The 25,791-nt window shown below is 60.0% G+C and carries 21 protein-coding genes; 9 read left to right on the forward strand and 12 right to left on the reverse strand.

Going from position 1 to position 25,791, the window contains the following annotated elements; genetic code table 11:
* Position 1: 1 nt before the first annotated feature.
* From DSM14862_RS05555 to DSM14862_RS05570, 4 genes are all read right to left on the reverse strand, one after another.
* Positions 2-502, reverse strand: a complete 501-nt coding sequence (locus tag DSM14862_RS05555; protein WP_007119445.1) for a DUF4177 domain-containing protein — start codon at positions 500-502, stop codon at positions 2-4.
* 36 nt (positions 503-538) lie between these two features.
* Complete coding sequence (locus DSM14862_RS05560) at positions 539-1,024, reverse strand: thioesterase family protein (protein ID WP_007119446.1); 486 nt, start codon at positions 1,022-1,024, stop codon at positions 539-541.
* Positions 1,021-2,535 carry an Asp-tRNA(Asn)/Glu-tRNA(Gln) amidotransferase subunit GatB gene (gatB, locus tag DSM14862_RS05565; protein ID WP_007119447.1) on the reverse strand — a complete coding sequence of 505 codons (1,515 nt, stop codon included), beginning with the start codon at positions 2,533-2,535 and terminating at the stop codon, positions 1,021-1,023. Before gatB ends, DSM14862_RS05560 begins: the two co-directional genes overlap by 4 nt.
* Before the next feature lie 71 nt (positions 2,536-2,606).
* Positions 2,607-3,881, reverse strand: a complete 1,275-nt coding sequence (locus DSM14862_RS05570; RefSeq protein ID WP_243254333.1) for a hypothetical protein — start codon at positions 3,879-3,881, stop codon at positions 2,607-2,609.
* A 254-nt stretch (positions 3,882-4,135) separates the two neighbouring features.
* Here DSM14862_RS05570 and DSM14862_RS05575 point away from each other — a divergent pair, with 254 nt between their 5' ends.
* The gene (locus tag DSM14862_RS05575; RefSeq protein WP_243254334.1) at positions 4,136-4,882 is read left to right on the forward strand and encodes a lysozyme family protein; all 747 of its coding nucleotides are present in this window, start codon (positions 4,136-4,138) and stop codon (positions 4,880-4,882) included.
* Here the strand turns inward: DSM14862_RS05575 and DSM14862_RS05580 are convergent, their stop codons facing one another.
* Together DSM14862_RS05580 and pepN are read right to left on the reverse strand one after the other, a co-directional pair.
* Positions 4,883-5,314, reverse strand: a complete 432-nt coding sequence (locus tag DSM14862_RS05580) for a hypothetical protein (protein ID WP_040700999.1) — start codon at positions 5,312-5,314, stop codon at positions 4,883-4,885. It abuts the gene before it with no gap.
* Between the two features lie 22 nt (positions 5,315-5,336).
* A complete protein-coding gene (gene pepN / locus DSM14862_RS05585) occupies positions 5,337-7,895 on the reverse strand; it encodes an aminopeptidase N (protein WP_007119451.1) in 2,559 nt (852 codons plus the stop codon).
* Positions 7,896-7,998: 103 nt separating this feature from the next.
* On the opposite strand from pepN, the gene DSM14862_RS05590 reads away from it, so the two are divergent.
* The 3 genes from DSM14862_RS05590 (at position 7,999) to DSM14862_RS05600 (ending at position 11,317) form a co-directional block, all read left to right on the forward strand.
* Positions 7,999-8,229: a hypothetical protein gene (locus DSM14862_RS05590; protein ID WP_007119452.1), complete on the forward strand. Its 231-nt coding sequence runs from the start codon at positions 7,999-8,001 to the stop codon at positions 8,227-8,229.
* Between the two features lie 84 nt (positions 8,230-8,313).
* A complete protein-coding gene (locus DSM14862_RS05595; RefSeq protein ID WP_007119453.1) occupies positions 8,314-10,476 on the forward strand; it encodes a malate synthase G in 2,163 nt (720 codons plus the stop codon).
* Between the two features lie 58 nt (positions 10,477-10,534).
* Positions 10,535-11,317, forward strand: coding sequence for a gamma-glutamyl-gamma-aminobutyrate hydrolase family protein (locus DSM14862_RS05600; RefSeq protein ID WP_007119454.1), 783 nt, complete (start codon positions 10,535-10,537; stop codon positions 11,315-11,317).
* 155 nt (positions 11,318-11,472) lie between these two features.
* Here the strand turns inward: DSM14862_RS05600 and DSM14862_RS05605 are convergent, their stop codons facing one another.
* Positions 11,473-12,042 carry an REP-associated tyrosine transposase gene (locus DSM14862_RS05605; protein WP_007119455.1) on the reverse strand — a complete coding sequence of 190 codons (570 nt, stop codon included), beginning with the start codon at positions 12,040-12,042 and terminating at the stop codon, positions 11,473-11,475.
* Between the two features lie 44 nt (positions 12,043-12,086).
* The gene (locus tag DSM14862_RS05610) at positions 12,087-12,839 is read right to left on the reverse strand and encodes an SDR family NAD(P)-dependent oxidoreductase (RefSeq protein ID WP_007119456.1); all 753 of its coding nucleotides are present in this window, start codon (positions 12,837-12,839) and stop codon (positions 12,087-12,089) included.
* A 235-nt stretch (positions 12,840-13,074) separates the two neighbouring features.
* Between DSM14862_RS05610 and DSM14862_RS05615 the strand changes: the two genes are divergently transcribed.
* From DSM14862_RS05615 to DSM14862_RS05630, 4 genes are all read left to right on the forward strand, one after another.
* Positions 13,075-13,791, forward strand: a complete 717-nt coding sequence (locus DSM14862_RS05615; RefSeq protein ID WP_007119457.1) for a hypothetical protein — start codon at positions 13,075-13,077, stop codon at positions 13,789-13,791.
* Positions 13,792-14,044: 253 nt separating this feature from the next.
* Positions 14,045-15,619, forward strand: coding sequence for a Re/Si-specific NAD(P)(+) transhydrogenase subunit alpha (locus DSM14862_RS05620; RefSeq protein ID WP_007119458.1), 1,575 nt, complete (start codon positions 14,045-14,047; stop codon positions 15,617-15,619).
* A gap of 13 nt (positions 15,620-15,632) precedes the next feature.
* Entirely contained in the window at positions 15,633-17,066 is a 1,434-nt protein-coding gene (locus DSM14862_RS05625; RefSeq protein WP_007119459.1) for an NAD(P)(+) transhydrogenase (Re/Si-specific) subunit beta, read from the forward strand.
* Between the two features lie 220 nt (positions 17,067-17,286).
* Positions 17,287-18,555, forward strand: coding sequence for a DUF3422 family protein (locus tag DSM14862_RS05630; protein ID WP_007119460.1), 1,269 nt, complete (start codon positions 17,287-17,289; stop codon positions 18,553-18,555).
* Here DSM14862_RS05630 and DSM14862_RS05635 read toward each other — a convergent pair.
* The 4 genes from DSM14862_RS05635 to DSM14862_RS05650 all read right to left on the reverse strand — a co-directional run bounded on the left by DSM14862_RS05635 (position 18,491) and on the right by DSM14862_RS05650 (position 23,641).
* Positions 18,491-19,564, reverse strand: coding sequence for a YeeE/YedE family protein (locus DSM14862_RS05635; protein WP_007119461.1), 1,074 nt, complete (start codon positions 19,562-19,564; stop codon positions 18,491-18,493). The two genes, DSM14862_RS05630 and DSM14862_RS05635, sit on opposite strands and share 65 nt — an antisense overlap.
* A 208-nt stretch (positions 19,565-19,772) precedes the next feature.
* Positions 19,773-20,771: an ABC transporter permease gene (locus tag DSM14862_RS05640; RefSeq protein ID WP_007119462.1), complete on the reverse strand. Its 999-nt coding sequence runs from the start codon at positions 20,769-20,771 to the stop codon at positions 19,773-19,775.
* Positions 20,764-21,801: an ABC transporter permease gene (locus DSM14862_RS05645; protein ID WP_007119463.1), complete on the reverse strand. Its 1,038-nt coding sequence runs from the start codon at positions 21,799-21,801 to the stop codon at positions 20,764-20,766. The genes DSM14862_RS05640 and DSM14862_RS05645 overlap by 8 nt, the downstream gene beginning before the upstream one ends.
* A 118-nt stretch (positions 21,802-21,919) precedes the next feature.
* A complete protein-coding gene (locus tag DSM14862_RS05650; RefSeq protein WP_007119464.1) occupies positions 21,920-23,641 on the reverse strand; it encodes a peptide ABC transporter substrate-binding protein in 1,722 nt (573 codons plus the stop codon).
* Positions 23,642-23,954: 313 nt separating this feature from the next.
* Here DSM14862_RS05650 and DSM14862_RS05655 point away from each other — a divergent pair, with 313 nt between their 5' ends.
* Positions 23,955-25,787 (forward strand): ABC transporter ATP-binding protein, encoded by a 1,833-nt coding sequence (locus DSM14862_RS05655; RefSeq protein ID WP_007119465.1) that lies wholly within the window; start codon positions 23,955-23,957, stop codon positions 25,785-25,787.
* Positions 25,788-25,791: the final 4 nt, after the last annotated feature.

A 25,791-nucleotide genomic window follows, 5' to 3' on the forward strand; every position in this document is an offset into this window, starting at 1 on the left:
CTTAGGGCTTTGATTTATCGTCGTCTTCGTCGGTTTTGTCCGGCGAGGACACTTCCGGCGCTACGCCTTCCGAGGTGCGGGTGAGAAACGCCGGGGGCATCGCCTTTTTAGCGGGCTCCACCTTCGCAGGTTCCTCCTCATCCGGTGTGATGGAGGCGGGGACATCGGCCTGAAGCGCCGTGTCATCACCCTCAATCGTGGCGGCCAGCGCGGGCGTTGCGGATGCGGCAGGAGAGGGCAAAAGATCGGTGTCATCTTGCTGGGTGGCAGCGGTGGCCAAACGGCGGAACACCAGCACATTGCGCCATTCTGTCGTTGTCGATGTTAGGCCAGACCGCTCCTGCGACGGCAACGTCTCAGCGCGCTGATATTCCCAGCCCTCGGCGGCCAGTTCGTTCAGGCACTCTTCGAGCGTGTAGGCAAAACGGTCTTCGGCAGACTTGAGGCCCTTGTTCTTCAGGCTTTTGGTAGGAGCGGGAACGATCTTGTATTCAAAGCGCATAAGAACCTCATTGAGAAAGCCGCGAAGGCCGTAATGTTATGTAGATTTGGGACGGATGCCGATGCTGCGCCCGGCCTGCGTGGGCTTCGGCAAGGTGGCATGCGCGCGGTGCATCTTGTCAAGTTTGGCCAGCACGGCCTCAGGCATCGGGGCGACGCGCGGGCCGGATTGGTCCACGTGTAATGTCAGCCCTTCGCCTGTGGCGGCGAGCCAGCCGTCGCTGTGCCAAAGCTGTTGGAAGCTGTGAAAACGCTTTTCATCGTAATCAAGCAGCTGCAGCGTCGTATAAACGCTGTCGCCCTCGTGCAACTCTCGCAGGTAGCAGACGTGGAATTCAGCGACATAGGTCGTACATCCGCTGCGCTGATAGTCCGGACCGAAACCAATCTGCGCATAGGCTTGGTCAACGCCCTGATCGAACAGGACGTTGTAATAGGCCATGTTCAAATGACCATTGAAATCAATCCACTCGGGGAGAACTTTCATCTCGCTCGAACGGAAGGGGGCCGGGGTCTCGCTCATTGCTGAGCGAGCTTGCGCGACACGATTTCGTTGACGGCTTTGGGGTTGGCCTTGCCGCCCGTGGCTTTCATCACCTGACCGACGAACCAGCCCGCGAGTTTGGGGTTCTGCTGTGCCTTGGCAACCTGATCGGGGTTGGCAGCGATGATTTCATCCACCGCAGTCTCAATCGCGCCAGTATCGGTCACCTGCTTGAGGCCTTCGGTCTCGACAATCTCTGCCGGGTCGCGGCCCGTTGTATAGGTGATCTCAAAGACTTCTTTGGCGATCTTGCCCGAGATGGCATCCGAGGCGATCAGATCGACGATTGCACCCAACTGCGCCGGGCTGACCGGGCTGTCGGTGATGTTCTTGTCGTCTTTCTTAAGGCGTCCGAACAGTTCGTTGATGACCCAGTTTGCCGCCATCTTGCCATCACGGCCCTGCGCCACGGCCTCAAAGTAGCCTGCGCTGTCCAGATCGGCGGTCAAAACGGAGGCGTCATAGTCGCTGAGCCCGAAGTCACCAATGAAACGCGCTTTTTTCTGGTCGGGCAGTTCCGGCAGGTTCGCCGCGATCTCATCGACCCAGGCTTGCTCGATTTCCAAGGGCAGCAGGTCGGGATCGGGGAAGTAGCGGTAGTCATGCGCTTCTTCTTTAGAGCGCATGGAGCGGGTCTCTTGCTTATCGGGGTCAAACAGGCGGGTTTCCTGCACGACTTCGCCGCCAGCTTCGACGATGGCAATCTGGCGTTTTGCTTCGACTTCAATGGCTTGCTGAATGAAGCGCATGGAGTTCATGTTCTTGATCTCGCAGCGGGTGCCTAAGTGCGAGAAGTCCTGCGTTTCCTGATATTTCTCATACTGGCCCACACGGCAGATCGAAACGTTCACGTCAGCGCGCATCGCGCCCGACTGCATGTCGCCGTTGCAGGTGCCAAGGTAGCGGAGGATCTGGCGTAGCTTGCTGAGGTAGGCTGCGGCCTCTTCCGGTCCGCGAATGTCGGGGCGGGAGACGATCTCCATCAGGCAGACGCCCGTGCGGTTCAGGTCCACGAAAGACATGTTCGGATCCATGTCGTGAATCGATTTGCCCGCGTCCTGTTCCATGTGGATGCGTTCGATCCGCACCAGACGGGCGGTGCCGTCGCCAAGCTCGACGAGCACTTCGCCTTCGCCGACGATGGGTTCATACAACTGGCTGATCTGATAGCCCTGCGGCAAATCGGGGTAGAAGTAGTTCTTACGGTCAAAGGCGGACTTCAGGTTAATCTCGGCCTTGAGGCCCAGCCCTGTACGCACCGCTTGTTCGATGCAGTATTCGTTAATCACCGGCAGCATCCCCGGCATCGCAGCGTCCACAAACGCCACGTTGCTGTTCGGCTCCGCACCGAATTGGGTGGACGCGCCAGAGAACAGTTTGGCGTTCGACGCGACCTGCGCGTGCACCTCCATGCCGATGACCAGTTCCCAGTCATGTTTGGCACCGGCAATCACGCGCGGTTTCGGGGTGTCGTAACTCAGATCAAGCATCGCGGCCGCCTTCGGTCAATTGGAACTTGGCCGGTCATACTGGAGCGCAACACGCGCTTCAAGAGGCAGGCTTAGCCCGGCTGTGCAATCGCGCGACGTCCTTCGGTAAAGATGACCCGTTTGCCGGCATCAATCTCGCGTTGGAACAGCCCGGTGATGATGCGCATCGCCTCGTCCCGGCCTGTTGCAGCAAAGCGGCTGGGGGAGCGGACGCGCAGGTTGTTGTCAAAGCCGCGCGCGGCATGGGCCCAGAGCATCGGGTGCAGTTCCGTCATATGATCCCGTACGATCCAACGCGCGCAATCGGCGATTTCGGCGCGGACCGCACCTGCGGCATCCTCAGACGGGGCGGCTTGGCCGATGGCGCTGGCACAATATGCGGCCAAAAGGTTGGCGGTATGCGGATCGGGGCGGCGCGTAAGAATATCGCGCAGCCCTTCGATAAAGAACGGCACATCAAGATTGGTACAGGCCTGCGCATCGCAACTGATCGCGTCGAATTGCACCCACGTATAGCCGCCCGCGCCCCATGTCTCTTCGGTCCGCGCGGCAGTGCGACGGGCTTCGAGTTCCAATTGGTCATATGAGCCATGCCACCGCGGCAGAAGGTGGTTGCCCATAGCCCGCATGGGGCGCGGGTTTTCGGGGTTCAGGTCGATGAGCCGTTCATAGCGGTCAGCAACCATGCGGGTGTCACCGCCTGATCCCCCAAGCAAGGCACAGCGCGTCGCCGCGAGCAGGGGCGAGCCCGCCGTGTCCTTATCGAATGGCGCGAGGATTTCCTCAGCGCGGTCAAAATGGGCCTCAAAGGCTGCGCGGTTGCGGGCGGGCACGTCATTGTCCCAGCCCGTGCCGCGCCATGCCCAGCCGATGTCAATATGCGCTTGGGCCACGATGGCCGCGATCACTTGGTTGCCAGCATGGTCTGCCAGTACATATTCCAAGGCTTCGATCCCGGCCATCAACGGCGCATCGCTGGCCGGTTTGCCGTCATAAAGCGCATGTTCGGCGGCAAGAATCACATCTGCCCGCGCGCCAAAGGCCATCAACTCGGCCACCGGCATCGCGCCCGGCGTCATTTCGCAGTTCATATCGGCGTCATGCAGCAGGTCTGCCATCTCCTCCCAGCGTTCTTGGCGCACCAGCCACTGCGCGCGATATTGGTGGCGGTCGCGCTGCATCTCTTCTGCGGTGGGATCGGCGCAGGCAATCCGCAGCAGCGCATCGCGCGGCGCACGGCGGCGCAGCATCGGCATTTCCAGTGGCTCAAGTTCAGGCGCATGAGGCGCGGACTTGGCAAAAATCCCCTGCAAGGCGGACGGAATCATGTGAGCGAGGTTCTTCATCTGGGGCCGGTCCTGCCTGCTATTTTCGATGGCTTAGATTTGACCGGGCAATGGGGCGGAACCGTGACCACGCTGCGGAGGTTTCGGGAAATTTCTGCAGCGAAGCGGGGCAGGACAGCGTGCGGTCTTAGTCGGCAACCTTAAAGCTGTGCCGCGCCTTGGGCCGCGATCAGAGGAAAACTGCCGATGCCAAGCCGCCACCGCGCTTGCCAAGCGCCGTTTCGGGCGGTCTTATGCGCGCCATGAAACCTGCCATGATTGCCCTAATTCTTTGCGCCAGCCCTAGCTTTCTAATGGCTGACCTTTCCAAACAACCCGGCCCCGTTTCGGCGACCGAGGCTGAGGCCGTCGTACAGACCGCATCGGTGCCACTGTCATTTCCCGACGAGGTTGAGGCCGACACACCCCCTCCCGCACTTGAGACTGCGCCCTTTACCACCTCCTTGCGCCCGTCGGCACGCCCCGGCTACCTGCCGCGGACGCGTTGGCAGCATATGCGGGGGCATTCCCTTTGGACCCGTGCGGCAATCTCGGCACTGAAATCTCACGGCAAGCCCTTGGTGGATATGGTGCCCGCAGATGTGGAGGAATGGTGCCCGGCCTATCCGACAGCATCAGACAGCCAGCGGCGCGCCTTTTGGGTTGGGTTCATGTCGACGCTGGCGAAACATGAAAGTACCTATCGGTCTTGGGCCGTGGGCGGCGGGGGGCGGTGGTATGGGCTGCTGCAAATCCTGCCCGGCACCGCGCGGGGCTATAAATGCAATGCGGGCAGCGGCGATGGGCTCAAGAATGGGGCCGCGAACCTAAGCTGCGCCGTACGGATCATGGCCACAACTGTGCCCCGTGACGGCGTGATCGCCGGAGATGGCAGGCGCGGGGTCGGGGCCGATTGGGGGCCGATGCGCAGTGCGTCCAAACGTGAAGATATGGCCCGCTGGCTGCGGCAGCAGTCCTATTGCAAGCCTTTAGGGACCACGCGGCCACGCAGCCGACCTTAATTATTGGATTAGCGTGAAGTGATGTCGCTGCGTGGCGACGCTACGTGCATGAAGCGCGGTTTCAAAAGCGCGGTGCGGTGGCGTGGCCTCGAACGGCAGTTTGATCTTGCGGCCCGACAGCAAGACCACTGTGGCGCGGACTGACATGTCCAGCCGTGTATCAAGCCGGATGTGATCTATCTGCGACAGCGCGATCTTTGCGTCGCGCTTTCCGGTGAACCATGACAGGTCGCTAGAGGTCAGGGTTAGGCCGCTTGGGGAATTCGTAAAAACTTCCCACAGGGCGGGCAGGGTAAACAGCCACAGCAGACCCATGATCCAACCCGACGCATCCAACCAAATCCAAGCCGCGGTTAGTCCTGCCCAGATTGCGGGCAGCACCAATACTGCGGCTCGACTGCGGCCATGGCGGCGGTAATCATAGGTCGCCATGGCCTCTGTTTGGGTCAAGGTCTCAGGCACCGCGAATGCGGCTGAGCATTTCTGACGTGTCCCGGCTGAGCGTGGGACTGGCGAGGATGCGGTCCAATTGCGTCTGGATCATCTCTTGCCGCGCCGCATCATAGCGCCGCCATGTTTGGAAGGCCGAGCACATCCGCGCCGTGGTCTGCGGGTTCACAGGGTCGAGCTTGATCAGCCAATCGGCCAGCAGTGCGTAGCCCTTGCCGCTTTCGTGGTGGAACCCGGCATGATGCGTGGCAAGGCTGCCAAAGACCGCGCGGAAGCGGTTGGGGTTCTTCCAGTTAAAGTTCGTGTGCTGGGTAAGCTTTTGTGCGACCTCGGCGGCCTGCTCCGGGGCCGCTTGAGAGACCTGCAGCCCAAACCATTTGTCCATCACCAACCGGTCATCGCGCCACTGCGCCTCAAACTCAGCCAGCGCCTTATCGCCATGGCCCGCGCGCAGTAACGCGGCCAGTGCGCTCAGTTGCTGGGTCATGTTGTCGGCCTGATCGTATTGCGCCTGCGCGCGCTCCGGTCCCTGCACGCGGGTGAGCAGGGCAAGGGCCGCATTGGTTAACGCGCGTTTGCCCGATTGTTCGGCATTGGGCTGGTAGGGGGCGTTGACGACGTGGCGATCGTAAAGCCCGCTCAGGGTTGAGGCGAAAGCCTGCGCCATCGCATCGCGCGTGGCCTCAACGGCATCATGAATCGCGGCCGGGTCTGGCGTGTTGCCCGTATCATAGAGAGTGTTTGCCAGATCGGCATGGCTGGGCAGGCCAAGCATCAGCGCGCGGTAGGCTGGCTCCAATGCTTCATCGCTCAATACAGCCTGAAGTGCGCCAAGCCATTCAGCGTCCGGCGCGCTGCCTTCGGTGATCGTTGCCAGCAAGGACTGTCGCGCCAAAGTGCGCCCGGCTTCCCATCGGTTGAAGGGATCGCTGTCATGGGCCAGCAGAAGCAGACGTTCCTGTTTCGAGAGGTCATGTGCAAGCACCACCGGCGCCGAGAAGCCACGAAGGACAGAGGCGACAGGGCGCGCATCCAGCCCGTCGAAGGTAAAGCTCTGCTTGGCTTCGGTCATCTCCAGCACGCGGGAGGGGACCACTTCGGCACCATCCTCGCCAATCAGCCCCACAGTGATGGGCAGGACCAGTGGTTCGGGCTTTGGCGTGGCCGTGCTGGGCGGCGTGTGTTGGGTGAGGGTGAGCGTGAAGGCGCCTTTGCCCGCGTCCCAAGCCTCCGTCACCGCAAGGCGCGGTGTGCCAGCTTGGGAATACCAGCGCTTGAACTGGGTCAGATCGCGGCCCGTGGTATCCTCAAAAACCTTTAGCCAATCTTCGATCGTTGCCGCATCGCCGTCGTGACGTTCAAAATAGAGGTCCAGCGCCTTGGCATAGGCGTCATCGCCCACCAAGGTCTTGAGCATGCCGATAACCTCGGCGCCTTTTTCATAGATGGTAGCAGTGTAGAAGTTGTTGATTTCCTGAAAGCTTTCAGGCCGCACCGGATGGGCCAGCGGGCCTTGATCCTCGGCGAACTGACGGCCGCGCAGGTCGATCACATCGCTGATGCGTTTCACCGCCGGAGAGCGCATGTCGGATGTGAACTGGCTGTCACGGTAGACCGTCAGCCCTTCCTTGAGACACAGCTGGAACCAATCGCGGCAGGTGATACGGTTGCCGGTCCAGTTGTGGAAATACTCATGGGCGATAATCGCCTCAATCCGCTCGAAATTGTCATCAGTCGAGGTCTCGGGAGAGGCGAGCACGGCTGCAGAGTTGAAGATATTCAGCCCCTTGTTCTCCATCGCGCCCATGTTGAAATCATCCACCGCGACAATGTTGAAGATGTCGAGATCGTATTCGCGGCCATAGACGTCTTCATCCCATTTCATCGACGCCTTCAGCGCTTCCATCCCAAAGGCGCATTTGCCCTCGTCGCCGGGGCGCACATAGAGGTTCAGGTCGACCTCGCGGCCCGACATGGTGGAAAAGCGGTCGGAATGGGCGACCAGATCGCCCGCGACCAACGCGAAAAGATAGGCGGGCTTCGGCCATGGGTCATGCCATTCGGCATGGTTCTGCCCCTGCGCCACCGGATTACCGTTGGAGAGCAATACGGGATGTGGGCCGTTAATCGTGACGGTGAAGACGCTCATCACGTCGGGGCGGTCGGGGTAATAGGTAATTTTGCGAAACCCTTCGGCCTCGCATTGGGTGCAATACATGCCGCCCGACATATAAAGCCCTTCGAGGGCGGTGTTGCCTTTGGGGTCAATCTCGACCTCAGCCTCCCAAATGAAGGGGCCATCCGGCACATCACAGGTCAGGCCACGGTCCGTCACTTCGGGGGTGATCGGCTTGCCGTCAATCTGCGCAGAGATGAGCGTGAGTTGTTCGCCATGAAGGAAGAATTCAGCACTCTCAACCGCCAGATTGCGGCGAAAGGCGATGCGGCTTCTTACCCGTGTCTTGTGGGGATCAAGGTCAAAGGTCAGCGCCACCTCATCCACAAGAAAGCCGAACGGCTGATAGTCGCTGAGATAGATCGTTTGGGGGGTGGCGTCGCGCATTGGGCCTCCAGTGGGGGGAACGTAAATGGTTTGGGAGAGGTTAGGTCTCTAGGTGGCGGCCTGCAAGCCGAGCTGCCCTAACTTCGAGCAATGAGGTATATCCATGTCCGCTCCCGACAACGATACCAAAACGCAGAAGAAACGCCATCGCCACGCCCTGATCGGTATCAAAACCGCAATCATCGCGGGGGCGCTGTTGATGATTGCTGGCATTGTTTATGCCGTGTTGCAGGCCACCGACCCTTCCCCCGATGGAGATGTGCAGCCCGTCGATGGCCCGGCCGATATTGAGCCCGTGATCGCCAGACCGCAACCTGTTGAGGAGCACCGCTAAACCCGGCCTTCGCCGCACGCTTGCGCCGCTTTGCCTTTCTGCTAGACATTTCCAAATGGTATTCAGCGCGGGAGAGGGCAGAGAATGACGGGCAAGATTGATAGAAACGGTTTGCAGGTAGAACCTGCACTGGTTGAGTTCATTGAAACATCGGCTTTGCCGGGAACCGGTGTAACGGCAGGGGCTTTCTGGGCTGGTTTTTCTGATCTGGTCCACGATCTTGGCCCCAGGAACCGCGCCTTGCTGGAAAAACGCGCCGACTTGCAGGCGCAGATTGACGAATGGCATCGGGATCGCACAGGTCAAGCGCATGACGCGGAAGGCTACACCGCCTTCTTGCGTGAGATTGGCTATCTCCTACCTGAAGGGCCCGCTTTTGAAATTGATACTCAAAACGTAGACCCCGAAATTGCCCAAGTGCCGGGGCCGCAGCTTGTTGTGCCGATTACCAACGCACGTTTTGCGCTCAACGCGGCCAATGCGCGCTGGGGCAGCCTTTATGATGCGTTCTATGGGACCGATGCGCTGGGTGACCTGCCAAGCGGTCAAGGTTATGACGCGAAGCGTGGCGCGCGGGTGGTCGAACGCGCCAAGGCGTTTTTGGACGAGGCGGCGCCGCTCTCAGCGGGCAGTCACGCGGATTTGGCAGGCTACCGTGTGGTGGACGGCCATCTGGAAGGTGTGATGGCACATGATGCAGCGCCTTGCGGGTTGGCGACGCCAGCGCAATTTGCGGGCTACCGCGGCGCAGCCGAAGCGCCAGACGTAATCCTTTTGCGTAACAACGGGTTGCATATTGAAATCACAATCGATCCAGATCACGCCATTGGCAAAGATGATCCCGCGAGTGTCGCCGATGTGATCATCGAATCCGCGCTTTCAACCATTATGGATTGCGAAGACAGTGTCGCTGCGGTGGATGCCGAGGATAAGGTGCTGGCCTATGGCAACTGGCTCGGCCTGATGAAGGGTGATTTGGCGGAAACATTCGAGAAGGGCGGTAAATCCGTCACTCGGCGCATGGCCGAAGATCGTCGCTACACCGCGCCGGATGGAAACGGAGAGGTCACCCTCAAAGGCCGATCGCTGATGCTGGTGCGTAATGTGGGACACCTGATGACCAACCCCGCCGTGCATGACCGCGAAGGCCGCGAGGTTGGCGAAGGCTTGATGGATGCGATGGTGACAACCCTGATCGCGATGCATGATCTGCAGCGCGAGGGGGGGAACTCAACAACCGGCAGCGTCTATGTGGTGAAGCCCAAGATGCACGGGCCCGAGGAAGTGGCCTTTGCCGATGAAATTTTTACCCATGTGGAAAAGACACTCGGCTTGCCGCAAAACACGGTGAAGCTGGGCATTATGGATGAAGAGCGCCGCACCAGTGCCAACCTCGCGGAATGTATCCGCGCCGCGAAACATCGCGTGGCCTTCATCAACACAGGTTTCCTCGACCGAACGGGCGACGAGATTCACACCAGCATGGAAGCCGGGCCGATGGTGCCCAAAGGCGAGATGAAGAACAGTGCGTGGATCGCCGCCTATGAAGACCGCAACGTCGATATCGGGCTGGCTTGCGGATTGCAGGGCCGCGCGCAGATCGGCAAGGGCATGTGGGCCATGCCCGACCGCATGGCCGAGATGCTCGACGCCAAGATCGGCCACCCGCAGTCCGGCGCGAATTGTGCTTGGGTGCCGTCGCCCACGGCCGCTACGCTACATGCTACACATTACCACAAGGTTAATGTTCTGGCGCGGCAGGAAGAGATCAAACAGGGCGGCGCGCGCGGGACGCTTGATGCGCTGCTGACCATCCCCGTGATGGAAGGCCGCAACCTCAGCAACGAGGAGATCACCCGCGAGGTCGAGAATAACGCCCAAGGCATTCTGGGGTATGTTGTGCGTTGGATCGACCACGGGGTTGGTTGCTCTAAGGTGCCTGACATCAACGATGTCGGCCTGATGGAAGACCGAGCCACTTGCCGCATCTCGGCTCAGGCCTTGGCCAACTGGCTGCACCACGGTGTCATCAGCCGCGAGGAAGTCGAGGCGGCGCTTAAAAAAATGGCAGCGGTCGTGGACCGGCAAAATGCCGACGATCCAAACTATCGCCCGATGGCGCCGGGCTTTGACGGGGTGGCGTTTCAGGCGGCCTGTGATCTGGTTCTCAAGGGCCGCGAGCAGCCCTCTGGCTATACCGAGCCAGTGTTGCATGCGCGACGTTTACAGTTGAAGGCGCAGCGCTGAGGTTGAGGCCCCGGCGCGAAGCGCATATGGTTGGGCCATCGTGGAAAAGAGGTAACTCATGGCTCGACCCGTCGTTGGTATTATTGGCAATTCCTACCTGCTGAACGATAGCTACCCTGTACACGCAGGCGGGCAGATGAACACCGAAGCGATCGCCGAAGTGTCGGGCTGCCTGCCGCTGATCGTTCCAAGCGATCCGCGCTTTATCTCGGTCGAAGAGTTACTTGAGGTCTGCGATGGTTTCCTGCTGACCGGCGGGCGGCCCAATGTCCATCCCGAAGAGTATGGCGAGCCTGAGACGGAAGCGCATGGCGCGTTTGACCGTGCCCGCGATGCTGTTGCGCTGGCGCTCGTGCGTGCCTGCGTAGCACGGGGGCAGCCGTTCCTTGGCCTTTGCCGAGGGTTTCAGGAGGTAAATGTGGCCATGGGCGGTTCGCTCTACCCAGAAATCCGTGATCTGCCGGGCCGAATGAACCACCGCATGCCCCCCGATGGCACGATCGAGGAGAAGTTTGAGCTGCGTCATGACGTGACCTTTACCGAAGGCGGTGTGTTTCATCAGGTGATGGGCGCGTCGAAAGTGCTGACGAATACGCTGCATGGTCAGGGGATCAAAGAGCCCGGCCCGCGCGTGGTGATCGACGGTCGGGCCGATGATGGCACGCCCGAGGCGATCTACATCAAAGACGCGCCGGGCTTCACCCTCGCGGTGCAGTGGCACCCTGAGTGGAACGCGGCCAAGGATCCGGTTTCGCGGCCCTTGTTCGAGCAATTCGGCGCAGCGGTACGGGCTTGGGCGGCGGATGGATCGGCCCTGCCAGTGATGACAGCTGCGCAATAGGCCCAAGCGCTTTGCGTAAGAGAAAGCCTGCTCTGGTATCCGCTTAGACTGAAGTATGTCGGCGGTGTACGCGCAGTTTTGCTATCGGGCCGTTGGTCTCTGCGTCTCACCCCGCATCCAACGTGTGATAAGCCATAATAGCCAAACCACTGTCCTTAGCTGTGCAGTCGATCCGATGGGCCGTTAAGTGGTGTTACGTTGTCGTCCAGCACATCATCTTCCTCTAGGTGATCCAGAACGTCGAAATTTGGTGGCACCTTGCGCGCTGCTTTGTGGTTGTATGAACTAAAGGACCAGTCTTCTGGGCGCTCACAATAGCCTGCATGGACCGGACTAAGGTGCACCAAATCGCGGTGCCGCGCGAAATCAGCTTGATCCCGTATCTGATGTTCCCAAAATCGCCGTTGCCAAATCCCTTTCTCGCCCCGTTTGATCTGTTGCAGGCTGCGATGCGGGGCAGGCGGCAGATGTTTTGAAAACCGGCCCTTCCACATGCCGACGCGGTTGGGGTAGTCGTGGTCGCCAGTGGGCAGGGTCCAAATCGTATGGATGACATCCGGCAGCACCGCGATGGCGTCAATTTGAAAAGGTTTGCGCGCCAAGGTCTCTCGCATGGCCTGTTGCAGAACCGAGATATGCCGCAGCAGCGCGTCATCGCCCCGCCGCGCCAGTCGCAAGGTCAGGAAATAGCGGCCGGGGCCATGAGAGGAAGCGACGCGTTTCATGACCCCGAACTTTGCGCACCTTAGTTAAGTTCGCTTTAACGCCGCTACATTTGTCCGCCCGCGATTTCGATAGATTGCCCGTTGACGCTTTCCGATCCTTCGCCAACCAGCCATGCTGCGGCTGCCGCAACCTCGGACGGGGCAATCAGGCGCTTGTGGCGGTTGGCATTCACCATCACATCGCGCGCTTTATCTTCGGACAGTCCGGCCCGCTGCGAGATCGCTTGAGTATTGCGGGCGATAATGTCGGTATCCACATAGCCGGGGCACAAAGCGTTAAAGGTGAATGGCTGGCCCATGTAATCTTCGCTCAGCGAGCGGATCAGGCCGATCATCCCATGTTTCGACGCCGAATAGCAGGCCGCCCCCGGCAGTCCGCGCAGCCCCGCTATGGAAGAGACCGCAATAACCCGGCCCCAATCGGTCTGGCGCATGGATTTAAGGCTCTCGCGGATGGTCAGGAACGCGCCGTCAAGGTTGGTTGCCATCATGTCGCGCCAAAAATCGAGGTCGGTTTTATGAAGCGAGCGTCCCTCGGCCACGCCTGCATTGGCAATGCATATCTGCACCGGTCCATTGGCCTCGACCGCGCGGGCGATTGTGTCGATGACCTGCGCCTCTTCGCGCACGTCCATCGCCATGCCGGTGATGCCGTTGCCTGACACGGCGTCAAGCACCTCTTGTCGCCGCCCAGTTATCGTGACCCGTGCGCCTTTGGCGGCCAAATTCTGTGCGATGGCCAATCCGATGCCGGTGCCGCCACCGGTGATAAATGCGTGTTTGTCTTGCAGTGTCATAATGCCTCCCATTTCAGGACAGGGTGGCGTGGCACAGGCGACAGCACAATAGGCTTCCGGGAATGACGGGACGTTAAATTGCATTGGATCAGACGGCAAAGGGAGGGGGCAGTTGCGGCCGAGACACAGTTCACTGCGCTGGCTTTGGCGGCCCTTGCGGCGCCTCATATATTCCCTCAGGGGTTGCACTGGGTAACCTGATTACAGGGCCTTTGTTTTGTATTGGAGCAGTATTATGAATTTCTCGCATTTCCCAGCCTTGACGCTCACCGCAGCACTCGCCTTTGGTGCCACCACGGCACAGGCTGTCGAAGTCACTGGCGGTTCGGTCGGGCTGTCCTATTCGGCATTTACCGATGACACGGATTTTAACCGCCTCGGTCTCGAGGGATCGGTTGAATTTGGGTTCAATCAAAACCTGAGCCTGCAGCTTGATGCGGGCTATAGCAATTTTGATATCTCGGGCATCGACAGCCATACGCTGGGTCTGCACGGTATCTACCACGCAGACGAGGCAATGTCCTTCGGCGCATTCTACACCCGCGAAGACATCGAAGGCGACGACTTGGACATCGTCGGTGTCGAAGCCGGCTATGAGATGCTGGCCTGGGAGTTCGAAGGCTATCTTGGCAACGTTGATTTCGACGGTGGCGACGGTACCATCGGCGGCCTTAAGGCGCGGTATGAAACGCCTATGGGTCTTGGGGTGACCGGCTCTTACGACCACGCCGATTCCAGCGTCATTGACGGATCGCGTTTCGCCGTTCGTCTGGACCGTGATGTCTCGCCGATGGCGAACCTCTTTGTTGAAATTGGCACTGCGAAGTTGGACGTTGGTGGCCTGAGCGACTCTGAGCCATTTGTTGGTTTGGGCGGCACGATCGCCTTTGGGGCCGAGCGTGGAGCGACCTTTGAACAGCGCGGTTTCTCGCGGCTTATTCCGGGCCTGTAAGGGGCCAAGCGCGCGTCTTGCGTCTGCGACAACATCAGGCATGGCCTTCGGGCCGTGCCTTCGACACTTGAGGGAACAACTGTTCTATCTCCGCCCCCAAATTGGCAAACCGTTCCCCCGATATGGCAGTGCAGCAATTTTGCACCGTTTCACGTGTTGGTTTGCTTGTACTATTGCTGCGCGCGCGCTATCGCTCTGACTAACAAAGTTGCGCCATGGCGGCGTGGCAGGCCAGCAAAGGGGGACTCTTGGTTTGAAGGTCGGGACACCAAAAGAAGTATTTGAGGGCGAAAACCGGGTCGCGATGACGCCGGAAAGCGCGCTGCAGCTGCAGAAACTCGGACATACATGTATTATTGAGACGGGCGCTGGCGCGGCCGCGGGATTTGACGACGCCGCCTATGAAGCCGCAGGCGTCGAAGTGGCGAAAACCGCCGCAGCCCTCTGGAAGGCCGCCGACGTGGTCGCCAAGGTGCGCCCGCCGTCCGAGGCCGAGGTCAAGCGTCTGCGCGCGAGCCAAACGCTCATTTCCATGTTCAATCCCGCCGGTAACACCGAGCTGATGGAAGCCGCCGCCGAACAGGGCGCAACCGTCATGGCGATGGACATGGTTCCCCGCATCAGCCGTGCCCAGAAGATGGACGCGCTGTCGTCGATGGCGAACATCGCGGGTTATCGTGCGGTGATCGAGGCAGGCAACAACTTTGGCCGTTTCTTTACCGGGCAAATCACGGCGGCGGGCAAGGTGCCCCCGGCGAAGGTTCTGGTCGTCGGTGCGGGCGTGGCTGGTCTTGCCGCGATCGGCACATCGACCTCTCTGGGTGCCATCACATTGGCCTTTGACGTGCGCCCCGAAGTGGCCGAACAGGTCGAGTCGATGGGTGCCGAATTTGTCTATCTCGACTTCGAAGAAGAGCAAGCCGACGGGTCCGCGTCTGGCGGCTATGCCTCTGTTTCCTCGCCTGAATTCCGCGAAGCACAGCTGGCCAAGTTTCGCGAGCTGGCCCCTGATGTGGACATCGTCATCACCACGGCGTTGATCCCCAACCGCGAAGCGCCGGAGCTTTGGACCGAGGACATGGTCAAGGCGATGAAACCCGGCTCGGTTATCATTGACCTCGCAGCGGAAAAGGGCGGCAACTGTAAGCTCACAAAGATGGATGAGAAGGTTGTCACCGACAACGGCGTCACCATCATCGGCTACACCGATTTCCCCAGCCGCATGGCGACGCAGGCCTCGACGCTCTATTCCACCAACATCCGCCACCTGTTGACCGATCTGACCCCCGAAAAAGACGGCGTTATCAACCACAACATGGAAGATGACGTAATCCGGGGCGCGACCATCACGCATGAAAAGGCAGTCACTTTCCCGCCGCCACCGCCCAAGGTTGCGGCCATCGCGGCAGCGCCGAAGAAGGAAAAGGTCAAGGAAAAGACCCCTGAAGAGAAGCGTGCCGACGAATTGGCGGCTTTCAAAGCGCAGACCAAGAACCAAGTTACGCTCTTGGCCGTGGGTGCGGCCGTGTTGTTGGGTGTGGGCCTTGTGGCGCCAGCCAGCTTTATGCAGCACTTTATCGTTTTCGTTCTGGCGGTCTTTGTCGGTTTCCAAGTGATCTGGGGCGTGGCGCACAGCCTGCACACGCCGCTGATGGCGGTGACCAACGCGATCTCCTCGATCATCATTCTGGGCGCGCTGATGCAGATCGGCTCGAACTCGGCACTGGTGATTATTCTTGCTGCTTTGTCGGTCTTCATGTGTGGGATCAACATCTTCGGCGGCTTCCTCGTGACACGGCGCATGCTCGCCATGTTCCAGAAATCCTGAAGGAGCACGCATAATGGACTATGGATTTACGACAGCAGCCTATGTGGTTGCAGCGGTTCTCTTCATCCTGTCGCTTGGCGGCTTGTCGGGGCAGGAAAGCGCCAAGCGCGCCGTTTGGTACGGCATCGCTGGCATGGCACTGGCGGTTATCGCCACGCTGATCGGGCCGGGGGCGGGCTTCTGGCTCCTCTCGCTGATCCTGATCGCGGCAGGTGGGGCCATCGGCTATCAGCTGGCCACCCGCGTGCAGATGACGCAGATGCCCGAACTGGTGGCGGCGATGCACAGCCTTGTTGGCTTGGCAGCCGTTTTTGTCGGCTACAACGCCCATATCGAGCTGGGCAACGTAATGGCGATGGACGAGGTGGCGCGCAAAACCACCGAAGGCTTCGCGGCGTTGCTGGCCAAGAAAGACAGCGTTGAGATCGCAATTCTAAGGGTTGAGCTGGTTCTCGGTATCTTCATCGGTGCCGTGACTTTCACCGGCTCGGTCATCGCCTATGGCAAGCTGGCGGGGCGCGTGAGCTCCGCTGCCACGAAACTGCCGGGCGGTCATATGCTGAACGCTGCTGCCGCTGCGATTTCGGTCATCTGTCTGATCTGGTATTTCAACACCGGGGGCTTCTTCCCGCTCTTCGTGCTGACATTGGCGGCCCTGTTCATTGGGTATCACCTCATCATGGGGATCGGTGGCGCGGACATGCCGGTGGTTGTGTCGATGCTCAACAGCTACTCCGGCTGGGCCGCGGCGGCGATTGGCTTTAGCCTCGGCAATGATCTGTTGATCGTGGTCGGTGCGTTGGTTGGCTCCTCAGGCGCGATCCTGAGCTATATCATGTGTAAGGCGATGAACCGTTCGTTCATCAGCGTGATCCTCGGCGGCTTTGGCGGGACATCTGGCCCCGCGATGGAGGTCGAGGGCGAGCAGGTGGCAATCGAGGCCGATGGCGTCGCTCAGGCACTGAATGAGGCCGACAGCGTCATCATCATTCCTGGCTACGGCATGGCGGTGGCACAGGCACAAGGCGCGGTCAGCGAGTTGGTCAAAAAGCTGCGGGCCAAGGGCAAGAACGTCCGTTTCGCCATCCACCCGGTGGCGGGCCGTCTGCCCGGGCACATGAACGTGCTGCTGGCCGAGGCCAAGGTGCCATACGACATCGTTATGGAAATGGACGAAATCAACGACGATTTCCCCAACACCGACGTGGCGATTGTTATCGGCTCCAACGACATCGTGAACCCAGCGGCTCAGGACGATCCAAACAGCCCCATCGCCGGTATGCCGGTGCTGGAATGCTGGAAGGCCAAGACGGTCTTTGTCTCCAAGCGGGGGCAGGGCACGGGCTATTCCGGGATCGAGAACCCGCTGTTCTTCAAGGACAATACGCGGATGTTCTACGGTGATGCGAAAGCCAGCCTTGATAAGCTGCTGCCGCTGATCGACTAAGCGCCGTTTTCTTTTAAAGAAAACGGTCGGGAATTTTCAAAGAGTTCCCGGTCCACATTCTTCTAACGCCCTGCTGGAAACAGTGGGGCGTTTGCCCTTTTAAAGGGCGGTATACTTCGGTACACTGCAACATGCTGAAAATTAATGATTATTTACTGTTCAGCGCAGATTTTAACGCTATTCTTGCTGGAATATGCAGCCTAAAGCAGCGGAATCTCACATGGCCCCGATTAAAGACCACCCCCAGCGACTTGCGCTAACAGGCGAGATGCATGCGCGCCCCTTTCCGCAGCTCGCCGCCCCTTCGCGGGTGGCTTTTCTGGCGGTAAAGCTTGCCCCGACCGCCGTGGCGCAAGCGGAGTTGAACGCGCTGTTGTCCCATTACGGCGCGCCGCGCGCGGATGCGGAGGCGACGCATTACTACGGTGAGATGGGGCGCTTCACCCTGAAATGGGAGCAGCATACCGAATTCGTCACCTATACGGTGATCGCCCCCGCTGGCCGGTCTGCGCCATTTGCCGCTTCGGATTTCAATGCCTTTCCGGAAGATTGGCTATCAGAGATACAAGGCGAACGGATCACATCTGCGCTGCTGACAGTTCTGCCAAAACCCGCAATTGACGAAGAGATTGCAGATCACCTGCGGGACTGGTTCGTGCCCGAAAGCCTCGCCGTGGCCGAGGTGCTGGACGGGGCAGCGGTGGTGGCCAGCGATTTTCGGATTGATCCCGCGGGGCATCTCCGGCTGGCGCTCTTTACCGATGCCGCAACCGGCGAGCGGCGGATCGGGCGGATTGTACAGCGGCTGTGCGAGATCGAGACCTATAAGGCCATGTCGATGCTGGGGTTTATGCAGGCCCGCAGCATGGCGGCGGCGCTCAACGATCTGGATGCCCAACTGACCACGTTAATGGGGGCCATGCGCAGCGGGGCGGGCACGGCAGCGGAAGAGACGCTGCACGCGCTTTTGGACGTATCGGTGGCGCTGGAGGCGTTAACTGCCGAGACGGCCTACCGCTTTGCTGCTACCGGCGCGTATGAGGCCATCGTCTATGAGCGCATCTCAGCCCTGCGCGAGGCGCGCTTCATGGGGCGGCAGGGGTTTGGCGAGTTCATGTTGCGCCGCTATGCCCCGGCCATGCGCACGGTGAAGTCAACGGAGACACGCCTGCAGACCATCGCCGCCCGCGCCTTGCGCGCCGCTGACCTCTTGCGTACGCGGGTAGACGTGGAACGCTCGGCCCAGAACCAAGCGATCCTTGCCAGCATGGACCGCCGCGCCGATTTGCAACTGCGTCTGCAACACACGGTCGAAGGGCTGTCGGTGGTGGCAATCAGCTATTACGCGGTGTCACTGGTGGGCTATCTGCTCTACCCGCTGGCAGAGCCTTTGGGGGTCAGCAAGGGGCTGCTGACCGCCGTTGTCACTCTGCCGGTAGTGGCTGGCGTGTGGTGGACCCTGCGGCGTCTGCGCCGGAAGATCGGCTGAGCAGCGCCTGCATGGCAAGCGCGCCCAGTGCGATCATCAAAATGGCCTCAATGGCCGCAACCGACAGGGTGGGGACACCCGAAAGGCCCGCGCCCAAGGTGCAGCCACCGGCCAACACCCCGCCGACGCCCATCATCGCAGCGCCGGTCAGGTAGCGGCCCGTTTGGCGTGGGGCATCAAAGCTCTGCCACTGGAACTCTCCTGCGATTAGGCTGGCGATGAGCGCGCCGACAAGAACACCGCCCAAAAGCCCGGTGCCGAAGCCTGCGGGGATCGAACTGCTTGCAATGGTCCAAAACAGCGTATCTGCAGAGGGCGAGGTGAAGCTAAGGCTCTCAATCGCGATTGGGTCGAACTCATCTAGCAGGATGAACCCGGTGCCGACCCAAGCGGCTGGGACCAAAAGGCCGATCAGCGCGGCCATCAACAGTTGCCCCGGACGGTTGCCTGAACGCAGCGCATAGGCCAGCGCCGCCACGGCGATCAGACCGCCCCAGACCAGCGCGCCGCCGGGCAGGGTGGCAAGGCTCACGCTCTCGCCCATATCGACGGTCATCGAGCCAAGGGCCACGCGCAGCGGGGCCAGCACGCCCTTGAGCGTGGCATGGGCCACTACAGCAAAGACCAGCACCACCAGCGCCGCGCGCAGGTTGCCACCGCCTGTCAGTACCGTAAGGCGTGAAATACAGCCGCGCGTCAGCACCATGCCCGCGCCAAAGAGCAGCCCGCCGACAGCAATTGCCAACAGCGGCACTTCAGACACCATAAAGCGGTGCGCGTCGAATTTGATCAAACCGGCCGCCACGGCAGCCTGCGTGCCGATCACCGCCAGTGCGAGCGCCGTCAGCCAGATGCCAAGCGCTTGGCGTCGATCCTCGCCAACAAGGCTGCGACGAAAACAAAAGCGCGTGCGCTGTGCCAACACGCCAAACGCCAGCCCGATCAGCGCCGCCAGTAGAACGGACGCCTCTTTCGCTGTCGTCTCTTCAAAGCCGAAAGACTCAAACATCGCAAAAACCCTCGAAAACGGAATTATTTCCCATTTGGAGCGGCTGGAGGGCACAATCAAGTGAAAGCTGGTGTCGAGGACACCTGCGTCAGTGAAATAAATTCTGCTTTGATGGGGAAATGGGCGACGCTGTTCACCCCATAGCAGGGTGCGCGAAACAACCGGCCCCCGACGCGATGGACGGGGGCCGGTCGGTCCTTATTTCAACTCAGCGGCCACGGATACGCGGATCAAGCGCGTCGCGCAGCCCGTCACCAAGGTAGTTCACCGCCAGCACGGTCAGCGAGATGGCGATTCCCGGCAGCATCACCCGCTCGGGGAACTCCTGCATCCGGTCGACTGCATCGGCCAGCTGCTTGCCCCATGTTGGGAAGTCCGATGGGAAGCCGACGCCAAGAAAGCTCAGCGCGCTTTCGGTGATGATCGCCGTGGCAAGGCCAAGCGTGGCCGAAACCATGATAGGCGACACGACGTTGGGCAGCAGGTGGCGGCGAATGATCTTGCCCGGTGTGGTGCCGATGGAGCGGGCGGCGAGGATGAACTCGCGCTCTTTCAGCGCGAGAATATCACCCCGCACGATCCGCGCGGTCTGCATCCAAGAGGTCAGGCTGATGACCGAGACGATCAGGATGAACATGCCGCCCTCAGGCCCAAACTGCGAGCGCAGCGGCTGACCAAAGAGTGTTACTGCCAGCAGCACCAATGGCAAGATCGGCAGGCTGAGGATCAGGTCGGTAAAACGCATGAGCCAAAAGTCCATCCGCTTGAAAAAGCCCGAAAGCACACCGACCGCGGTGCCGATCAGCAGCGCCAGCGCCATGGCCATCCAGCCCACGGCCATCGAGACGCGCCCGCCAAAAAGCATCTGCGCAAGGATGTCGCGGCCCAGCTGGTCGGTCCCAAAAGGATGAATCCAACCTGCCTTAGCCTCGCCATCCCACAGCAGCGTGTAGATCGGCCGCCAGTCCTTGTTGCGGATGTCCAGCTTCTTGGCGTCGATGTCCCAGATATAGGGGCCAAAGATCACCGCAAGCGTGATGAAGATCAGGAACGATCCACCAAAAAGCGCGCCCTTGTGCTTGCGAAACTGATCCCAGACATCGCGCCACTGACTGCGCGGTGGCTTCTGCGGGCCCTTGTCCTGCAGGGCTTTCATAAACTCCAGATCGGCTTCGATTGGGCTGGCGGGGATGGGTTGCTCAGTCATAACGGATCCTCGGGTCAAGCAGGCCGTACAGGATATCTGCGATCAGGTTAAATAGAACGATCAACACCGCAAAAATGAAGGTCAGGGTCATGACCATCGGCAGGTCATTGGCGCGCAGGGCGGTTAGCAGCAGCTGGCCGATGCCATTCACCTTGAAGACGTTCTCGGTGATGATTGCCCCGCCGAAGATGGCAGGCATGCCAAGCGCGATGATGGTGACCACCGGGATCATTGAGTTGCGCAACACATGCACCATGACGACAACGCTTTCCTTAAGCCCCTTAGCGCGGGCGGTGCGGACGTAGTCTTGGTTCAGGTTGTCGAGCATCGCGCCCCGCATGTAGCGGCTGATTTGCGCCGTGGTTTGCAGCGCCAGCACCATTACAGGCATGATCATCTGCATGAATTGCACCTTAAAGCTGGCCCAGTCATTCACCACATGGGTCGTGTCATAGATTGACGGTAGCCAGCCCAGATAGACCGAAAAGATCACGATCAGCAGCGGCCCGGTAAAGAACGGCGGGATCGAAAAGCCGATCATGGTGATGAAGGTACCAGCTTGATCAAAGACCGAGTAGTGCCGGTAGGCCGAGTAGATGCCGATCGGAATGGCGATGACGATGCCGACGATATAGGCCAGCCCCACGACCCAAAGGGTCTGCGGCATTCGCTGGATTACGATATCCATCACTGGCGAACGGGTTTGCCAAGAGATCACGCGCAGCTTGCCGTCAGACAAGTTGGTGTCGGGCAGCCAGCTAAACAGGGCAGAACGGTTCGTGAGGTAGTCGATGAAAACCTGCGGCTCGATCCAGAAGACCTGAACCAGCCATTTCCAATATTGGATATAGATCGGTTGCCCAAGGCCAAGCGCCTCGCGCATCTTCTCTTTCACCTCAGGCGGGACCGTGAGGGGCACTTGGGCCATCGGGTCGCCGGGGGCGAGTTGTAGCAGCAGGAAAATCACCAGGCTGATAAACAAAAGCGTCGGGATCGACAAAAACAGTCGTCGGATGGTGAAGGTCAACATGGGCGTCGCCTTTGTAAGTCAGTCTGTGAGGGGGTGGGGGCGAAAGGGGGCGTGCGGATGGCGCACACCCCCGAAGGTCGGTGGAGGGAGGCGCTCTATCACACGCCTCCGTCCTATGTTACTCTGCCTTGCGGTACCAATCAGCGACATTCCACAACTCGGAATCCCATGTGTTCAGCACGACGCCACCGAGGGTGTTGGCAGCAGCCGAAACGCGACCACGGTCAACCAGCGGCAGGATCGAATAGCTGTCTTTGGTCAGCATGTCGTTCAGCTTTTTGGCCAGCTCGCCGCGCTTTTCCATTTCGCCGGTGCGGCCCAGTTCGGCCACCATCGCGTCATACTCTTCGTCGCAGAAGCGGTTGATGTTCTCACCCTGCCACTGCGATTCCGGGCTTGGGAATTTGGCGCAGGTCCGCTGAGCGAGGTAGCTTTGCGGGTCGGTGCCATCGAAGTTGTTGGCGTACATTTCCACGTCTGCATAGAAACGCTGGAACGTGTCGGTCGAACCGGGATCACCTCCAAAGAAGACCGAAGAGTCGATGTTGCGCAGTTCGGTTTCAACACCGATCTGGCTCCACCAATCTTTGATCAGCGCTTGGAAATCCTGACGCACGGCGTTGGTCGAGGTCTGGTAGAGCAGGGCCAGCTTTTTGCCGTCCTTGTCCCGCACACCGTCGCCATCGCTGTCGGTCCAGCCCGCTTCGTCCAGAAGCGCCTTTGCACCTTCGATGTCTTGGGTCAGACAGTCGGTGTTGTCCGATGCATAAAGCTCTGGTGCGGGCACCATGTTGCAGGTGGCGCGGCCCGCTTGGCCGTAGCCCACTTCGACCAGCAGTTCGCGGTCAATCGCCATGGAAAGCGCGCGGCGCACTTTCTCATCGCTCAGGATCGGGTGCGGGTGTTTGGCTGTGGCGCGCTCACCCTCCGGCAGGTCTGGCGAGGCGTCGGTCATGTTCAGCTCGAGACGCTCAACCAACGTACCGAAAGCCGAGATCGGTGTCCCTTTGCCGCCTTCGGCCATTTTCGAGATGACATCGGGTGCCAGCTGCAGGTTCCAAGCGTAGTCAAACTCGCCTGTTTCCATCACTGCACGGCCCGCGGCGGTCGCGTCGCCGCCACCTTTAAAGGTTAGCGTGGCAAAGGCAGGCTTGCCCGCATCGCGGAAGTTTTCGTTGGCAGCCATGGTAATCACGTCATTGGGACGGAATTCGGTGACAGTGAAGGGGCCAGTGCCGATGGGGTTGAAGTTCGCTTCGGTACACTCGGGCGCTTTGGCGCCGGTACAATCCGCAAACTGTGCCGCCTGAATAATGGGGGATTGGCCGCCCATGAAGGGGCCGTAAGGGTTTGGCATCGGCTCGGAGAAGGTCACTTTGACGGTCTGGTCGTCGACCACGTCAACGGAGGACACACCTTCGAATTTGGCCAGCTGCGCGCAGCCGCCTTCGGGGTTCATGCAGTAGTCTGCAGTGAACTTAACGTCGTTGGCGGTGACGGGGGAGCCATCGGACCAAACCAACCCGTCTTTCAGTTTCCAGGTAATGGTCTTGAGGTCTTCGCTCACGCCGCCGTTTTCCAGCGTGGGGATCTCTGTCGCCAAATAGGGGACCAGCGCGCCGTTTTCGTCATAACGACCAAGGGGTTCGAGGATCAGCGAAGAGGCTTCAACGTCCTTTGTGCCGCTCGACAGATAAGGGTTCAGGATCGAGGGTGCCTGCCAATAGATGATTTTGACTTCACCGTCCCGGCCGCGCTCGCCCTCATGGGCTTCGGCAAAGGCCATAGGGGCAAACGCAGTCGATGCGACAGCCCCCATCAATAGGGTCTTCAGTTTCATATCTTACTCCATGTTGGACACGTGGGCGTGCCGCATTTAGTGGACGGGATTAGCCCCGCCTTTTTGTTGTCGTTCTGGAAAGTACATGAACTTCACCCGCTAAACATGCCAAAACAGGCAATATTCAACCTGTGATCGAAGCGCTCTTTCCAAACCGCGTGAGCCGTATCGAAACAGGTTTCCCAAAAATTGCAAGGGCGGACGTGGCGCATTTATGACAAAGCGCAAAGCCCGCCTGTCAGGTTTGACAGTCTCATGGCATTCGCCGTAGCGTCAGGCAAAATCTGCGCCAATAAAAATAACAGGGAAACAGATGCTGGATCACACAAGCGGGGCGCCAATCGCCCGAATTCAGGGCCTCCGCGTCGAATTTCAGACCAAAGACGGCCCGGTTGTGGGTGTCGAAGACGTAAGTTTTGACATCAACCCCGGAGAGACGGTTTGCGTGGTCGGAGAATCAGGGTCGGGCAAATCGGTGTCTTCGCTGTCGCTGATGCGGCTGGTGGAATATGGCGGCGGTGAAATTTCAGGCGGTCGCCTGCTTTTTGACCGTGGCGAAAAAGGGCAGCTCGATCTGGCGGCCAGCAGCGGCAGTCTTATGCGCAAGATTCGCGGCAATGAGATCGGCATGATCTTCCAAGAGCCGATGACCGCGCTGAACCCCGTGTTCACCATCGGCAAGCAGATGACCGAAGGCCTGCGTCTGCATCTGAACATGTCGCGTAAAGAGGCCGAGGCCCGCGCGCTGGAACTGATGAAACAGGTCCGTATCCCCGAACCCGAGCGGCGGCTAAAGCAGTACCCGCATGAGCTGTCGGGCGGTATGCGCCAACGTGTGGTGATCGCCATGGCGCTGGCCTGCGAGCCACGCTTGCTGATCGCGGACGAGCCGACCACCGCCCTTGATGTGACGATTCAGGCTGAAATCCTGGCACTCATGGACCGCCTGAAGCGTGAGACCGGCACAGCGGTCATGTTCATCACCCACGACATGGCCGTGGTGGCGCAGATGGCCGACCGCGTCGTCGTCATGTTCCGCGGCAAGAAGGTCGAAGAGGGCACCGTCGAAGAGATTTTCGAGAGCCCCAAGCACCCCTATACCAAGGCGCTGCTGGCCGCCGTCCCAAAACTGGGCGAGATGACGGGCAAGCCCTACCCAGAGCCGATGAAGCTGCTGGGGTCGGAAGACAAGGAAATCTTGCCGATCAAAGGACGCGACGAGGTGCTTTTGTCGGTCAAGAACCTGACCACGCGTTTCCCAGTGCAGGGCGGCTTCCTGCGCCGCACCGTGGCCAATGTTCATGCCGTCGAAGACCTGTCCTTTACCATCAACAAGGGCCAGACGCTCAGCCTTGTGGGCGAATCCGGTTGCGGCAAATCCACGGCGGGCCGGTCGATCTTGCGGCTGGTGGAGCCAATGTCGGGCGAGGTGAACCTCGACGGCGTCGACATCATGTCGCTAGACCAGTCCGCGCTGCGGACCGCGCGGCTTGATATGCAGATGATCTTTCAAGACCCCTTCGCCTCGCTCAACCCGCAGATGCAGCTGTCAGATCAAGTGGCCGAGCCGATCCACAACTTCGCCACCCTGAAAGGGGCCGAGGTGACCAAACGCGTCGAAATGCTGTTTGACCGGGTCGAACTGCCGCGCAGCTTCATGCGCCGCTTCCCGCATGAGCTTTCGGGCGGCCAGCGTCAGCGTGTCGCCATCGCCCGTGCGCTAGCGTTGAACCCCAAGCTGATCATCGCGGATGAGGCGGTCTCGGCGCTCGACGTGTCGGTGCAGGCGCAGGTGCTGAACCTGATGATGGAGCTTCAGGCCGAGATGGAGTTGTCGTTCCTCTTCATCAGCCACGACATGGCGGTGGTGGAGCGGGTAAGCCACTATGTCGGCGTCATGTATCTGGGCCGCATTGTTGAGCTAGGTTCGCGCCAGCGGGTGTTTGAGAACCCGCAGCACCCCTATACTCAAGCGCTGATGAAAGCGGTGCCGATCGCCGACCCTCGCCGGCGCAAGTCCGAGAAGGATTTGAACTTCAAGCCAATTCCATCGCCGATCCACCCTGCCTCCTATGTGCCTGAGCCTTCTATCTATAAAGAGGTGGAGCCGGGCCATCATGTGCTTATCACCGACAGCGGCTATTGAAAGA

Source organism: Sulfitobacter indolifex, from assembly GCF_022788655.1.
GTDB lineage: Bacteria > Pseudomonadota > Alphaproteobacteria > Rhodobacterales > Rhodobacteraceae > Sulfitobacter > Sulfitobacter indolifex.

Excerpts from the sequence above, each read along its gene's own strand:
- DSM14862_RS05575 (WP_243254334.1), top strand. The coding sequence starts at position 4,136 with ATGATTGCCCTAATTCTTTGCGCCAGCCCTAGCTTTCTAATGGCTGAC.
- DSM14862_RS05615 (WP_007119457.1), top strand. The coding sequence starts at position 13,075 with ATGAATTTCTCGCATTTCCCAGCCTTGACGCTCACCGCAGCACTCGCC.
- DSM14862_RS05655 (WP_007119465.1), top strand. The coding sequence starts at position 23,955 with ATGCTGGATCACACAAGCGGGGCGCCAATCGCCCGAATTCAGGGCCTC.
- DSM14862_RS05595 (WP_007119453.1), top strand. The coding sequence starts at position 8,314 with ATGACGGGCAAGATTGATAGAAACGGTTTGCAGGTAGAACCTGCACTG.
- DSM14862_RS05555 (WP_007119445.1), bottom strand. The coding sequence starts at position 502 with ATGCGCTTTGAATACAAGATCGTTCCCGCTCCTACCAAAAGCCTGAAG.
- DSM14862_RS05605 (WP_007119455.1), bottom strand. The coding sequence starts at position 12,042 with ATGAAACGCGTCGCTTCCTCTCATGGCCCCGGCCGCTATTTCCTGACC.
- DSM14862_RS05650 (WP_007119464.1), bottom strand. The coding sequence starts at position 23,641 with ATGAAACTGAAGACCCTATTGATGGGGGCTGTCGCATCGACTGCGTTT.
- DSM14862_RS05630 (WP_007119460.1), top strand. The coding sequence starts at position 17,287 with ATGGCCCCGATTAAAGACCACCCCCAGCGACTTGCGCTAACAGGCGAG.
- DSM14862_RS05635 (WP_007119461.1), bottom strand. The coding sequence starts at position 19,564 with ATGTTTGAGTCTTTCGGCTTTGAAGAGACGACAGCGAAAGAGGCGTCC.
- DSM14862_RS05560 (WP_007119446.1), bottom strand. The coding sequence starts at position 1,024 with ATGAGCGAGACCCCGGCCCCCTTCCGTTCGAGCGAGATGAAAGTTCTC.
- DSM14862_RS05625 (WP_007119459.1), top strand. The coding sequence starts at position 15,633 with ATGGACTATGGATTTACGACAGCAGCCTATGTGGTTGCAGCGGTTCTC.
- DSM14862_RS05610 (WP_007119456.1), bottom strand. The coding sequence starts at position 12,839 with ATGACACTGCAAGACAAACACGCATTTATCACCGGTGGCGGCACCGGC.
- DSM14862_RS05640 (WP_007119462.1), bottom strand. The coding sequence starts at position 20,771 with ATGACTGAGCAACCCATCCCCGCCAGCCCAATCGAAGCCGATCTGGAG.
- DSM14862_RS05590 (WP_007119452.1), top strand. The coding sequence starts at position 7,999 with ATGTCCGCTCCCGACAACGATACCAAAACGCAGAAGAAACGCCATCGC.
- DSM14862_RS05645 (WP_007119463.1), bottom strand. The coding sequence starts at position 21,801 with ATGTTGACCTTCACCATCCGACGACTGTTTTTGTCGATCCCGACGCTT.
- DSM14862_RS05600 (WP_007119454.1), top strand. The coding sequence starts at position 10,535 with ATGGCTCGACCCGTCGTTGGTATTATTGGCAATTCCTACCTGCTGAAC.
- DSM14862_RS05580 (WP_040700999.1), bottom strand. The coding sequence starts at position 5,314 with ATGGCGACCTATGATTACCGCCGCCATGGCCGCAGTCGAGCCGCAGTA.
- pepN (WP_007119451.1), bottom strand. The coding sequence starts at position 7,895 with ATGCGCGACGCCACCCCCCAAACGATCTATCTCAGCGACTATCAGCCG.
- DSM14862_RS05570 (WP_243254333.1), bottom strand. The coding sequence starts at position 3,881 with ATGAAGAACCTCGCTCACATGATTCCGTCCGCCTTGCAGGGGATTTTT.
- gatB (WP_007119447.1), bottom strand. The coding sequence starts at position 2,535 with ATGCTTGATCTGAGTTACGACACCCCGAAACCGCGCGTGATTGCCGGT.